The following is a 13,774-nucleotide window of genomic DNA, read 5'->3' on the forward strand; positions in this document are numbered from 1 at the left end:
GTAAACGGGGGCCCTTCCGGGTGGAGCAACCCGGAAGGGGGCCCGTACGCGTCAGCGGGAGGCGCCCGCGAGCCGCCGCCCGATGGAGGCGATCAGGCGGTCGAGCTCGGAGCCGAACGGGTTGTCGTGCACCAGGTAGGTCCAGGTGGCGGTGGGCCGGACCAGCTCGGCCGCGTCCGGCTCCCAGTCCTCGTCGAATTCGGTCTCGTTGAAGGTCGCGAGGGTCCGCGCCTCGATCTCCGGGACCAGCGCGTTGAAGGCCGGCACCGCGGCCCGGTGGAACTCGTCCAGCGGATCCAGCCGGCCCAGCGCCCGCAGGTGCACGCCCTCCCGCACCTCCGACAGCTCGGCCAGGTGCGCGGCCCAGAGCCGGTCGAGGTGGTAGAGCGCGATCGAGCGGGCGGCCCGGGCGAGCAGATCCTCGTCCATCTCGCCGGCCTTCTCCGGCTCCTTGTCGAGCAGCATCAGCGCGGCCACGTCGGTGGTGAGCAGCCGCTCCCGCCGCTCGGCGAGCGCCTTGCGCTGCTGCTCGATCACCACGCTGTAGCGCCAGGTGTTGCGGTGGATCTCGTGGTTGACGCCCTCGGCGACCCGCTGGGCGTGCTCCACCGCGTAGTCGACCTGCTCGTCGGTGACCAGGCCGTCGGCGTTCATCCGCGGCGAGGGCGGCACCGCGTCGGCGGCGTGCCGGACGACCAGGTCGTCCTCCAGGCTGACGAAGAAGACCGAGCCACCCGGGTCGCCCTGCCGGCCGGCCCGGCCGCGCAGCTGGTCGTCGACCCGACGGCTGTCGTGCCGGCCGCTGCCAATCACGTAGAGCCCGCCCAGCTCGGCGACCCGGTCCCGGTCGGCCTGGTCGCTGCCGCCGAGCCGAATGTCGACGCCCCGGCCGGCCATCTGGGTGGACACGGTCACCGCGCCGTACGCGCCGGCCTCGGCGATGATCGAGGCCTCCTCGTCGTCGTTCTTGGCGTTGAGCACCACGCACGGCACGCCGGCCGCGTGCAGGCCGGCGGCAAGCCCCTCGGACTCCTTGACGTCGAGGGTGCCGACCAGCACCGGCCGCCCGGCGGAGTGGCAGCGCTTGATCTCGTCGATCAGCGCCTCCTCCTTCTCGGCCCGGGTGGCGTAGATCCGATCCGGTTCGTCCTCGCGGACGCACGGGGTGTTCGGCGGGATCACCGCCACCTCGAGGCCGAAGAACTCGCGCAGCTGGTCGCCGACGAGCACGGCGGTCGCGGTCATCCCGCAGAGCTTGGGGTAGAGCTCGATGTACGCCTGCACGGCGACGGTGCCCAGCACCTCTCCCTCGGCGGTGGCGTCCAGGCCCTCCTTGGCCTCGACCGCCGCCTGGAGCCCGTCGGGCCAGCGGCGGCGCTGGGCCACCCGGCCGCGCATCTCGTCGATCAACTCGACCGAGCCGTCCCGGACGATGTAGTCCACGTCACGGTGCAGCAGCGCGTGCGCGTGCAGCGCCACGTTGACCGCGGAGAGCTGCTCGACGTGCTCCTCGTCATAGAGGTCGATGCCGAGCTTGGCCTCGACGGCGGCCAGGCCGGCCGAGGTGAAGGCGACGCTGCGGCCGTCCTCGGCCACCGTGTAGTGCTTGCCCCGGCGCAGACCGCGCACCTGGGCGGCGGCGGCGTGCACCGGGTCCTGCTCGCCGGGCACCGCCCCGGCCAGCACCATCGGCACCCGGGCCTCGTCGATCAGGATCGAGTCGACCTCGTCGACGATCGCCGTGCGCAGCGGCGGCTGCACCCGGTCCTCGATCTCCGTGACCAGCTGGTCGCGGAGGAAGTCGAAGCCGGCCTCGCTGACCGAGACGTAGGTGACGTCACAGGCGTAGGCGTCGCGCCGCTCCTGCGGGGTGGACGCCTCGTTGACCCAGCCGACGCTGAGGCCGAGCAGGGTGTAGACCGGCTCCATCCACTGGGCGTCGCGGCGGGCCAGGTAGTCGTTGACGGTGAGCACGTGCACCGGACCGTTGCCCATCCGGACGTGCCCGTAGGCGGCGACGGCGGCGGTGAGCGTCTTGCCCTCACCGGTGGCCATCTCGGCGACCTTGCCGGAGAGCAGCGCCATCGCGCCGAGCAGCTGCACGTCGTACGGCCGCTGGTCGAGCCCGCGCCGGGCGGCCTCCCGGCCGAGGGCGCAGATCTCCTCGTAGCCCTCGGCCTTGCCTGCGGCCTCGGTGAGCTCGACGTCGTCGAGCGCGGCGAGATCATCCTCGCGCGCCTCGATCGCCGGCAGCAGCTTCTCCAGTGGGGCGAGGTCGACCGTCGTCCCCGGGCGCTGGAGGAACCGCCGGAACCTGCTCTTCATCCGTTGCGACACACCCATGAGCGGCAACGGTACGCGAACTTGGCCGCGTTCCGCGTCCCACCCGGGCGGCATGTCGGCCCGGGCGGGACGGCGGCCATGATCGGCTGCTCAGGCGGTCAGGACGACCTGCAGTTCCTGCCGGCGCCGCTCGGCGAGATCGGTGAGCAGGGCCGGCGCCTCGGCGAAGGGCACCACCGCCGAGACCAGGTGCTTGCGGATCACATCTCCGTACGTCCGCAGCAGGTCGATCGTCTCGGCCGAGAGCCGCTCGCGGTCCCAGGTGGGAGCGAGCCCACGCGGCACCCGGCCGATCTGGGCGCAGCGCAGCGAGAGCCCGTTGTGGTGGAACTCGTCACCGAACCGGACCTCGGCGGCGCCCGCCTGGTAGAAGGCGAGGTCGATCACTGTGCCCTGCGGCCGGAGCAGCCGGAGCGCCAGCCCCAACGCCCAGGCCTGCCCGCGGCACTGGAACACCACGTCCGCGCCCCGGTCGCCGGCCAGGTGCGCCCACCGGGTCTTCAGCACCACCGCCGGGTCGTCCGCCTCCGGGTCGAGGGTCTCCAGGCCGAGCGCCTCGGCGACCTGGCGGCGCTGCGGGGTGGGGTCGAGCACCACCACCGAGGCCGCGCCGTGGCGGCGGGCGAAGAGCGCGGTGAGTAGCGCCACCACCCCGCTGCCGACCACCGCGACCCGGCGCCCGCGCACCCCGTCGCCGAGCGACCGGACGTCGGTGCCGTGCAGGTCGGCGGCGGCGTGCAGCAGCCCGTTGGCGCAGATCGGCCCCATGTGCGCGACGTAGACCCCGAGCAGCGGGTCCAGGTCGTCGGGGAGCGGGACGAACCGCTCGGCGACCGGGTCGGCCACCCAGCCGGTGCGGTGGCCGTAGGTCATCGCGCCCACCGTGCCCTCCGCGACCGCGGGGGTGGCGCTCTCCACCACCCGCCCCACCTGCATGTAGCCGAGCCGGGTCACCGGGTAGGGGGTACTCGCCGCGCCGGGCCGGAACAGGCCGAGGTCGGCGTCCCAGGTGACGTTGAGGTAGGGGTTGGTGCCCTTGACGTAGCTCAGCTCGGTGCCGGCGGAGACCCCGCTGAACAGGGTCTGCACCCGGAAGGTGCCCGGGCGCACGGGTGCGGCGTCCTGCTCGACCAGCGCCACCCGGCCCGGCCCGTCGACCACCACCACCCGGTCACGCATCGACGGTCACCCCGGTGACGTCGACCGCCGCCGCGCGCGGTGCGCCGAGCCGTACGGTCCGGCCGGTGCGGGCCGAGTCGGCCACCGCGAGGGCGAACCGGTGGGTGGCCAGCGCCTCGGCGTACGGCACCCGGATGTCGTCGCCGACGCCGCGTACCGCGTCGACGAACGCCCGGTCCACCGCCACCCGGGCCGCCTCCGGGTCGGCCGGAAGCCGGCGCTCCCCCTCGGCGTCGCAGACCAGCAGGCCGTCCTCGGTCAGCGTGAGGGCCAGCCCGTCGGCCAGGATCTCCAACCCGGCCCGATGCTTCCAGCCCAGTACGCAGGCCGCGCTCAGCGTGCCGACCGCGCCGCCGGCGAAGCGCACGGTGGCGGTGGTGACCGAGTCGATGTCGGCCCCGTCGACCGGGGGTGGGGTGCCGTCGCCGTACGCGGTCACCTCGCTCGCCTCGCCCGCCAGCACCCGGATCAGGTCCAGCACGTGGGCGGCCTGCTCCACCACCGGGCCGCCGGAGCGCTCCCGCCGCGACCACCAGTCGACCGGCGGCACCTTGTCCAGCCAGGCGCCGCTGACCATCCGGATCGGACGGCCGGCCAGCAGCTCGCGGGCCTGCTCCACCACCGACAGGTACCGCCAGTGGTGGCCGACCGCGGTGAGCAGCCCGCGCCGGGCGACCAGGTCGGCGATCCGTTCGGCGGTGACCAGGTCGACCGCGACCGGCTTCTCCACGAACATCGGCACGCCGGCGGCGACGACCGTCTCCTCCACCGGGCCGTGCGCGAACGGCGGCACGCAGACGTAGACGGCGTCCGGCCCGGCCGTGAGCAGCTCGTCGACGTCGGCGAACGTCCGGGTGTCGTGCGAGGCGGCCAGCGCGGCGGCCGCCTCGGCCCGCACGTCGGTCACCCCGACCAGTTCGGTGTCGTCGAAGCCCGCCAGCACGCGGGCGTGGCGTTGCGCCACCCCGCCAGCCCCTACCAGTCCCACTCGGCACTTGCGCATCCGACCAGCCCTCTCCGCCCCCGGTTTCACATTTCGACGCAAGCACTCCCCCCACGGCGGCGCAACCAAACGTTCACGGGCCGGGAACGCGGTGGTGGGACCGTCGTGATCCAGCTGTTAGGCATGATCCGGTTAGCGCGAGGTCGGCAGTGGGAAATCCGAGTTCGCGTTTTCCGCCACGATCTGGGGGTGTGCCCGTGCGGGATACAGAATCGACCGTCTCACCAGTGGTGGAGGCGTGGGCGACATATCGGACGACCTCCGCTGCGGACTGGACGCCCCGGCGGCTGGTCCGGGCCAAGGGCGAGAGCCGGGTCAGCGTGGTGCTTCCGGCGCGTAACGAGGAGGCGACGGTCGGCGCGATCGTGTCGACGATCCGCGAGCACCTGATGGACCGGGTCGCCCTGGTGGATGAGCTGATCGTGGTGGACTCGCGGTCCACCGACCGGACCGCACGGGTGGCCCGGGCCGCCGGAGCCGAGGTGGTCAGCCAGGACGCGATGACCCGCGGGCTGCCCCGGCTGACCGGCAAGGGCGACGCGCTCTGGGCGGGGCTGGCCGCCGCCGAGGGCGACGTGGTGGCGTTCATCGACGCCGACCTGCGCGAGTTCCGTCCGCACTTCGTGACCGGGCTGCTCGGCCCGCTGCTGACCGACCCGTCAGTCGACTTCGTCAAGGGCTTCTACCACCGGCCGCTGGTCGGCACCGCCGGCGTGGAGCAGGACGGCGGGGGCCGGGTCACCGAGCTGATGGCCCGTCCGCTGCTCAACCTGTTCTGGCCGGAGCTGGCCGGCTTCGTCCAGCCCCTCGCCGGCGAGTACGCCGGCCGCCGGGAGGTGCTGGCCCAGGTGCCCTTCGTCTCCGGTTACGGGGTGGAGACGGCGATGCTCATCGACCTGCTGGAGCTGGTGGGGCTCGACGCGCTGGCCCAGGTGGACCTCGGCGAGCGCAAGCACCGCCACCAGGACACGGCGGCGCTCGGCCGGATGTCCGCGCAGATCATGCTCACCGCCTGGTCGCGGTTGCAGCGGCGCGGGTGGGCGGCCCCCGGCACCGTCCCGACCTCGTTGCTGACCCAGTTCCGCCGCGGCGGTTCCGAGGCCCTGCCCAACCTGGAGCGGGAGATCGTGGTGAGCGACGTGTCCATCGAGGAACGCCCGCCCCTGGCGCAGCTGCAGCACCAGGTGCCGCGCCGGCGGATGGCCGCGGCGTGAACGGCCGGTCCCGCTGCCGGCTTCTCCGACCACTGGCCGGCGACGCCGCCGGGGTGAAGGGCCCGAGCCGATGAGCCTCACCGTCCTGATGAACGCCGGCCCGTGGCTCTCCGTGCCACCGCCCGGCTACGGGGGCATCGAGAACGTGATCGCGACGCTGGTGCCGGAGCTGCGCCGCCTCGGTGTCCGGGTGGTGCTCGCCTCGGTGGGCAGCAGCACGCTGCCGGCCGACGAGCTGGTGACGGTCTTCCCCGACGGCCAGTTCGCCGCGCTGCAACGCCCCTACAACCAGGTCTGCGGCATCTCGCAGGCACACCTGGGCGGGGTGGTCCGGCAACTGCACACCCGCGACGACATCGACCTCGTGCACGACCACGTCGAGGCGGTCGGTTTGGCCACCCTCGCCGCGATGGGCCCGGACGCTCCGCCGGTGCTGCACACCCTGCACTGGGACCTCGCCAAGCATCCCGCGCTCTACGGCAATCTCGACGGCGGCGACCGGGTCCGGGTCAACGGCGTCTCCGCCTCCCAGTTGGCCCGCGCGCCCCAGGCGCTGCGCGACCACTCGGTCGGTCACGTGCACCTCTCCACTCCGCTCGCCGTCGACGCCGACCGGCGCCCCCGTGCGGAGAAGGGCGACTACCTGCTCGTGCTGGGCCGGATCAATCCCGGCAAGGGGCAGGACCTCGGCGCGCGGCTGGCGCGGCAGGTGGGCTTCCCCCTGGTGCTGGCCGGCCCGGTCGGCCCCTACCACCGCCCGGAGGATCTCGCCGCCGCCGGTGACGAGGCACGACAGAACCCGGACGTGCGCTTCTTCTACGACGAGGTGGCGCCGTACGTGGACGGGGACCTGGTCCGTTGGGTGGGCACCGTCGCCGGGCAGGAGCGGGACGACCTGCTCGCCGGAGCCCGCGCGTCGCTGTTCCCGCTGCGCTGGGAGGAGCCCGGCGGCACCGCCGTGGTCGAGTCGCTGGCCCTGGGCACCCCGGTGGTGGCGACCGCCCGGGGCTGCCTGCCCGAGTTGATCGAGCACGGCCGCACCGGCCTGCTCACCACCGACGAGGAGGAGTTGGGCGACCTGGTGCTGGCGGCGGGTCTGCTCGATGCGGACGAGTGCCGCCGGGAGGCCGCCGAACGGTTCACCCCGGCCGTGATGGCCGAGCGCTACGTCGGGCTCTACGAGCGGGTACGGCAGCTGGCCGCCACCGGACGCCTGCAGGTCGCCTGATCCGCCGGCGGGTCGGCCCGCACCCGGGGCCGGCCCGCTGCCCGGTTTGCCCGGGCCGATGACGGGTAGCCGCGCACCACCGAGCGGCCCGCGGCGGACCGAGCGGGCCCGGGGTGGGAGGAGACGGTGGTGGCCGGACCGATGGCACACTCCCGCGCCCGGGCGAACCCGGCCGACGGCAAGGCGCCGGTCCGCCGGGCCGCCGGCGCGGTGGCCGTGCTCTTCCTGCTGATCGGCCTGCTCGGCTTCCTACCGGGGGTGACCAGCGGCTACGGCGACCTGCGGTTCGCCGGCCATCACTCCGGCGCCATGCTGTTCGGGGCGTTCCAGGTCTCGGTGCTGCACAATCTCGTCCACCTGCTCTTCGGGGTGGTCGGCCTGGCGATGGCCCGGACCGTCACCAACGCCCGGACGTACCTGGTCGGCGGCGGCGCGATCTACCTGGTGCTCTGGCTCTACGGGCTGGTCGTCGACCGCGGCAGCGGGGCGAACTTCCTCCCGCTCAACGACGCCGACAACTGGCTGCACCTGGGCCTCGGGCTCGGCATGATCACCCTGGGGCTGCTGACCAGCCGGGTGCGGCGGGGTGGGTGAGGTGCCTCCCACGGTGGGCCGCCGCCGTTTGACCGACCGGCGTCGGGGGTAGTTCGTGAGTCCCACCGACGAGACGCGAGAGGCGCCCCTGATGGCGAGCCGGATCAGCTGCGAGGTACACGACGGGTCCCCGGTCACCGTCGTCCACCTCGCGGGCACGCTGGACCTGGTCACGATGCGATCGGTGCACAGGACGCTCGACGACTGTCTGGCCGCGCAGCCCGACGCGCTCGTGGTCGACCTGGGCGGGGTCACCGTCCGCGACCGGCTGGCGCTCTCGGTCTTCGCCGCCACGGCCCGCCGGGCCGAGGAGTGGCCGGCCGTGCCGGTGGTGCTCTGCGCCCCGCCGCCGGCCGCCGCGCGCTGGCTGGCCGAGACCACGGCGTGCCGGGTGCTGCCGGTACGACGGGACTGCGCGGAGGCGACCCGGGAGGCCGGGGAGGCCACCGCACCACGGCTGCGCGCCCGGCTGGAGCCGGTCGCCGAGGCGTGCCGGCGGGCCCGGGAGCTGGTCGGCGACGCCTGTACCCGGTGGAACCTGCCCGAGGCGCTGGGCCCCGCGTCGGTGGTGCTCAGCGAACTGGTCGGCAACGTGGTCCGGCACGCCGGCACTCCGATGGAGGTCACGCTGACCCTGCGCCGCTCGTACCTGCACCTGGCGGTGGTGGACGGCAGCCAGGTGGCGGCCCGGGCGGCCACCCCGGAGGTGACCGCCGAGGGCGGTCGGGGGCTGCTGCTGGTGCGCGAACTGGCCCAGCGCTGGGGCAGCGTCCCGGCCGGAAACGGCAAGGCGGTCTGGGCGATGCTACCGGCGAATTGACCGCCACCACCGAACTGACCGAATTTTCCGCTTCGGCCTGGTTACATGGAGACCGGGTCGGGTAGGCACGCCCGTCCTTTTCTCGTCTGGACGGGGTGAGCAGCGATGCCCAAGCGGGTTAGCACGGAGCCTGGCCACGACCGGGGTGCGGCGATCCTGGCGCCGGCCCGATTCGGTGGCTTTCCCGGGCCCCTGCGCACGCCGATCCCGGGCAATTCGCTGCTCAAGTTCCTGGCCACCACCGACCACAAGCAGATCGGCATCCTCTACCTGCTGACCTCGTTCGGGTTCTTCGTCGTGGCGGGCCTGGAAGCGATGCTGATGCGCGCCGAGCTGGGCCGCCCGGGGTTGCAGTTCCTCTCCTCGGAGCAGTACAACCAGCTCTTCACCTCACACGGCGCGGTGATGCTGCTGCTCTTCGCCACCCCGGCGGCGTTCGGCTTCGGCAACTTCATCGTGCCGATCCAGATCGGCGCGCCGGACGTCTCCTTCCCCCGGCTCAACGCGCTCGCCTACTGGCTCTACCTGTTCGGCGGGCTGATGGTGATCGGCGGGCTCGCGGCGCCCGGGGGCACGGCGGACTTCGGCTGGACCGCGTACGCGCCGCTGAACGACGTCGAGCACTCCCCCGGCGTCGGCGCCAACATGTGGGTGATCGGCCTGGTGATCTCCGGCCTCGGCACCATCCTGGGCGCGGTCAACCTGATCACCACGATCCTCACCCTGCGCGCGCCGGGCATGACCATGTTCCGGATGCCGATCTTCACCTGGAACATGCTCTTCACCAGCGTGCTGGTGATCCTGGTGTTCCCGCTGCTCGCCGCGGCGCTGCTGGCCCTGTCGGCCGACCGGCTGCTCAACGCGCACGTCTACGACGCGGCGACCGGCGGGCCGATGCTCTGGCAGCACCTGTTCTGGTTCTTCGGCCATCCCGAGGTCTACATCATCGCGCTGCCGTTCTTCGGCATCATCACCGAGATCATCCCGGTCTTCGCCCGCAAGCCGATCTTCGGCTACACCGGTCTGGTGCTCGCCACCATCGCCATCACCGTGCTGTCGATGACCGTGTGGGCCCACCACATGTTCGCCACCGGCCAGGTGCTGCTGCCGTTCTTCAGCATCCTGAGCTATCTCATCGCGGTGCCCACCGGGGTGAAGTTCTTCAACTGGATCGGCACCATGTGGAAGGGACAGCTCACCTTCGAGACGCCGATGCTGTTCGCGATCGGCTTCCTGGTGACCTTCCTGCTCGGCGGGCTCACCGGGGTGCTGCTCGCCAGCCCGCCAGCGGACTGGCACACCCACGACACCTACTTCGTCGTCGCGCACTTCCACTACGTCGTGTTCGGCACCGTGGTGTTCGCGCTCTTCGGCGGATACTACTTCTGGTGGCCGAAGATGACCGGCCGGATGCTCGACGAGCGGCTGGGCAAGGTGCACTTCTGGACCATGTTCCTCGGCTTCCACGGCACCTTCCTGGTGCACCACTGGCTGGGCAACGAGGGCATGCCGCGGCGCTACGCCGACTACCTGCCGACCGACGGCTTCACCACGCTGAACACCATCTCCACCATCTCCGCGTTCGTACTCGGCATCTCCACCCTGTTCTTCATCTACAACGCCTGGAAGTCCTGGCGCTATGGCGCGATGGTGACCGTGGACGACCCGTGGGGGTTCGGCAACTCCCTGGAGTGGGCCACGACCTGCCCGCCGCCGCTGCGCAACTTCGACCGGATGCCCCGGATCCGCTCCGAGCGCCCGGCGTTCGACGCCAAGTACGGCCCGCTCGTCGCCGACCTCGGCCGGGACCTGCCGCAGCGCACCACCAAACCGCCGCAGGAGTTCCGCGAGGAGCTGCGGCACATCACCCAGGTGCCGGAGTCGCCCGCCGCCGAGGGGGCGCACGGCCCGCGCGAGGCCGCCGAGTTCCAGCCGGCGGCGCAGTCCGGCGCCCGGCCGGTGGAGGTGCCAGAGCCGACCGAGGTCCGCCGGCCCAGCTTCGACCAGAGCGACGCCCCGGAGGAGACCCCACCCGACACGGGGCGCGAGCCGCCGGAGAAGCAGCGGTGGCGCCACCCGCACAGCCGTGAGGACCGGCCGGAGAGCTGACGAGCACCGGCAGGAACGCGATCAGGGCCGGCACCCGCTGGGTGCCGGCCCTGCCGTTCCCGTAGGCCGTGCCGGCTCTGCCCCTGTCGCTCGGCTCCTGGCGGGCGAGCCGGTGGCGGCGCAGGCCGCCTGACCGCGTGGGCTGGACCGCCCGCCGTTGGTCGGTGGCGCAGGTGCCGGTGCTCAGTCGTGGACCGGCGCGAGGCCGGCGGCGGTGAGCGAGCGGCGTACCGCGGGCTGCACCCGGGTCAGCCGCAGCGGCACACCGGTGCGGGCCGCCGCGTCCCGGCCGGCCATCAGCGCGGCGATGCCGCCGGCGTCGAAACCGCCCGCGCCGACCAGGTCGACCACGACCTCGCTCGGCTGGCCGGTGACCGCCTCCAGCATCGCCCGGCGTAGCTGGTCGGCGCCGTCCCGGTCGATCTCCCCGCCGACCTCGACCACCACCCGGTCACCGTTCTGCCGGACCGAGATGCGGGTCTTCGCGGGCTCGGACTCGGCGGCACCGTTCTGCCACGGTGGTGGGGCGTCGGCGAGCATCGCCTGGCGCAGCCAGGTCAGCGCACGGGAGAGCAGCCGCGAGACGTGCATCTGGGAGATTCCGAACCGGGCGGCGATCTCCGCCTGGGTCTGGTTGCCGTAGAAGCGCATCGCCAGGATCCGCCGCTCCCGCCACGGCAGCCGGTGCAGCAGACCGCTGACGGTGACCCGGTCGTCGACGGATTCGAGCGCGTTGTCCGACTCGCCGACCAGGTCGCCGAACTCGGCCGAGCTCTCCCCGCCCACCGGCGCGTTGAGCGAGGCCGGGCTGTAACCGGCGGCCGACTCCAGCGCGGCGAGGATCTCCTCCTCCGGCGTCTCCAACCGTTTGGCCAGCTCGGCGACCGTGGGCGCCCGGGACAGCTCACTGGTCAGCGCCGCGGTGGCCTGGCCGACCTCGAGGATCAGATCCCGCAGCCGACGGGGCACGTGCACCCCCCAGGTGCGGTCCCGGAAGTGCCGCTTGATCTCGCCGACGATGGTGATCGCCGCGTACGCGGTGAACGAGCCCCGTTCGGGGTCGTACCGGTCGACGGCGTTGACCAGCCCCAGTCGCGCCACCTGCTCCAGATCCTCCAGCGGTTCCCCCCGCCCCCGGTAGCGGCGGGCCAGCCGGCCGGCGAACGGCAGCGCGAAGCGGACCAGGTCGTCCCGGGCCTCCTGCCGCCGTTCGGGCGGTAGCCCGGCGATACGTGCCGCGTACGCCAGAGCGGCCGCGTCGAGATCCTCAAGCCCTCGTTCGGTGGGTGGTGGCGTGCTTGTGGTGGTCTGTCCGAACATCCGCGCCTCCCTCAGGAAGGTCCCCCGCCCGGATTGGGAAACCGGTCGTGCGCGTGGTCAGGCCACGCACCGGGCCGGAAATGGGTTACGTGACTGGGATGCCAGCGGGCGACGACACCACGCTGCGCAGCGTTGTCAGGCCGTCGCAGCCAGCGATGTTCCCGCTCCGTAGGTACTCAATCACGGGATCCCCGGTTCGCGAGGATGTTTCGGTGGGCTCCCCTCAAGAGACGAGCAACCCCTGGTGGGTGCCGCTGTCGCGGAGCACGGCGAGCGCCTCGGCGACGGCCAGCGGCGGCGGTGTCGGCAGGTCGTACGGCTGGGCCCGCAGCACCTCGGTGGCCCGGCGGGTGGGTACCGACGTCACCGGGTAGCCCCGCGCCGACGTGCGGTCCAGCGCCCGGCGCCGGCGGCCGAACCCGGCCACCGCCAGCCACTGCGGCAGCCCGGCGAGCGCCGGCGAGCGGACCCCCGGCGGCTCGGGCAGCACGTCCACCGAGCTGAACGGTTCGCTGCCGGCGAGCCACCACTCGACGCCCTCGACGCTGCGCCGCGTCGCGTTCTCGCACCAGTACGGCACCAGCCCCGCCCGCACCACCTGCCACGGGTCGAGCAGCCGCCCGCACTCCACCACCAGCCGGTTGCCGGTCTTACCGGCCGAGCGCAGCCACCGGCGGTAGAGGTCGGCCGTGGCGGCGCTCAGCGCCTCCGGGCGGGGGAAGAGCACCCGGTGCAGCGGATGCCCGCCTCGGGCCGCCCAGTCCCGGGCAGCGAGTTCGAAACCGGACTCCACGCCGTGCTCGGCGTAGCCGGACGGCGAGGAGACCTGCGGCGGCTCCCAGCAGGACGCGTCGCCGCCGGCGGAGCGGAGCACCTGGCGCAGCGCGTGGCTGTCCGGGTGGAAGTCCACCGGGTCCAGTCCGCTGCCCGGGCAACCGACCTGGAAGCTGTGACCCTGCCCGGAGTCGAGCACCGGCCAGGTGCGCGCGTCGCGCAGCAGCAGCACCGGCGCACCGGGCGCGAGCCGGTCGGCGAGGAACCGCCGGTACACCGCCGGCAGGGTCCGCCAGCGGGCCGCCAGGGCGACCGTGACCCCGGCCAGCGCGCCGCGGCTCGCCGGGCAGTGCACCTGGCGTACGTGCAGATCGTCGTTCCCGGCGAGCAGCCGGGCGGCGAGCGCGGCCCCGTGGTCCAACGCGGCGCCGGGACGGTCCACCGCACCCTGGGCCCAGTGCACGCTCATCTCGAAGCCGGCGGGCAGCCAGGGCACCCCGAGCGCGACCGCCAGATGCGCCGCGGCGCCGTGCGGCGAGCCGAGCACCGCCCCCGGGTAGGTGCGGCGCGCGTACTGGTCGACGAACCAGCGGGCCACCCGCTCGGCGTCGACCTCCGCGGTCTGCCCCACGGTGAGCGCCACCCGCCCGGCGGCGCGGGTGACCGCCGCCCGGCGGACCGGTTCCGGTGCCCCGGGAAACCGGGAGACCGGCCCGGGGTGCCCCAGATCGGCGCAGTCGGTGCCACGCAGCGCGCGGGCCGTGGCGGCGACCAGGACCCGTGCCGTGCTGCCGGCCGTCACGACCCGGTCGCCGGCCAGACCGGCGCCGTCAGCCGTGAGCCCCTTGTGCACCTTGTGCACCGGCCCCACCTTGCCTCGTTCGCTCACCACGCGGCCCGGCTTCCCGTCCCGATGCGGTTCAAACGGGCCCTCCCCCACCCGGCGGGACCAATCCGCAGGTCGGCGGCGCTTCGCCGGTCCCGGGCGGTTGGTGGCGTCCGGCCCGGCTCGGCCCGGCCGTGCCTCCGACGACTTCCCGTCCGTTCCGCCCGGTCGTGCTGTCGGTCGTGCTGTCGCTCGCCGGGTGAGCTGACCGGATCTGACCCGGCTCGCGGCGGTGACCACTCCGAATTGGGCGCACCCGACCCGAACCCCACGCCACCTTTGCTCTGCTTCACCCGGGGCAACA

10 protein-coding genes are annotated in these 13,774 nt (G+C 73.4%); 5 read left to right on the forward strand and 5 right to left on the reverse strand.

Going from position 1 to position 13,774, the window contains the following annotated elements; translation table 11 throughout:
• Positions 1-51: 51 nt before the first annotated feature.
• From secA2 to AB0C04_RS30735, 3 genes are all read right to left on the reverse strand, one after another.
• Positions 52-2,343 (reverse strand): accessory Sec system translocase SecA2, encoded by a 2,292-nt coding sequence (secA2, locus tag AB0C04_RS30725; RefSeq protein ID WP_357061536.1) that lies wholly within the window; start codon positions 2,341-2,343, stop codon positions 52-54.
• A 90-nt stretch (positions 2,344-2,433) separates the two neighbouring features.
• Entirely contained in the window at positions 2,434-3,522 is a 1,089-nt protein-coding gene (locus AB0C04_RS30730; RefSeq protein WP_357061539.1) for a zinc-binding alcohol dehydrogenase, read from the reverse strand.
• Complete coding sequence (locus tag AB0C04_RS30735; RefSeq protein WP_357061542.1) at positions 3,515-4,525, reverse strand: Gfo/Idh/MocA family oxidoreductase; 1,011 nt, start codon at positions 4,523-4,525, stop codon at positions 3,515-3,517. The genes AB0C04_RS30730 and AB0C04_RS30735 overlap by 8 nt, the downstream gene beginning before the upstream one ends.
• Positions 4,526-4,755: 230 nt before the next feature.
• On the opposite strand from AB0C04_RS30735, the gene AB0C04_RS30740 reads away from it, so the two are divergent.
• The 5 genes from AB0C04_RS30740 (at position 4,756) to ctaD (ending at position 10,490) form a co-directional block, all read left to right on the forward strand.
• Positions 4,756-5,739: a glucosyl-3-phosphoglycerate synthase gene (locus AB0C04_RS30740; protein WP_357061611.1), complete on the forward strand. Its 984-nt coding sequence runs from the start codon at positions 4,756-4,758 to the stop codon at positions 5,737-5,739.
• 70 nt (positions 5,740-5,809) lie between these two features.
• Positions 5,810-6,967 (forward strand): glycosyltransferase, encoded by a 1,158-nt coding sequence (locus tag AB0C04_RS30745; RefSeq protein WP_357061544.1) that lies wholly within the window; start codon positions 5,810-5,812, stop codon positions 6,965-6,967.
• Between the two features lie 129 nt (positions 6,968-7,096).
• Positions 7,097-7,561 (forward strand): DUF4383 domain-containing protein, encoded by a 465-nt coding sequence (locus AB0C04_RS30750; RefSeq protein ID WP_357061547.1) that lies wholly within the window; start codon positions 7,097-7,099, stop codon positions 7,559-7,561.
• A 91-nt stretch (positions 7,562-7,652) separates the two neighbouring features.
• Positions 7,653-8,381, forward strand: coding sequence for an STAS domain-containing protein (locus AB0C04_RS30755; RefSeq protein WP_357061550.1), 729 nt, complete (start codon positions 7,653-7,655; stop codon positions 8,379-8,381).
• Between the two features lie 105 nt (positions 8,382-8,486).
• Positions 8,487-10,490: a cytochrome c oxidase subunit I gene (ctaD, locus tag AB0C04_RS30760; RefSeq protein ID WP_357061554.1), complete on the forward strand. Its 2,004-nt coding sequence runs from the start codon at positions 8,487-8,489 to the stop codon at positions 10,488-10,490.
• A 183-nt stretch (positions 10,491-10,673) separates the two neighbouring features.
• Here ctaD and AB0C04_RS30765 read toward each other — a convergent pair whose 3' ends face one another.
• Positions 10,674-11,810 carry a SigB/SigF/SigG family RNA polymerase sigma factor gene (locus AB0C04_RS30765; RefSeq protein WP_357061557.1) on the reverse strand — a complete coding sequence of 379 codons (1,137 nt, stop codon included), beginning with the start codon at positions 11,808-11,810 and terminating at the stop codon, positions 10,674-10,676.
• A gap of 223 nt (positions 11,811-12,033) precedes the next feature.
• Positions 12,034-13,446 carry a hypothetical protein gene (locus AB0C04_RS30770; protein WP_357061560.1) on the reverse strand — a complete coding sequence of 471 codons (1,413 nt, stop codon included), beginning with the start codon at positions 13,444-13,446 and terminating at the stop codon, positions 12,034-12,036.
• Positions 13,447-13,774: the final 328 nt, after the last annotated feature.

Origin of the sequence: Micromonospora sp. NPDC048909 (genome assembly GCF_040649635.1) — a bacterium.
In the GTDB taxonomy this organism is placed as follows: domain Bacteria; phylum Actinomycetota; class Actinomycetes; order Mycobacteriales; family Micromonosporaceae; genus Micromonospora.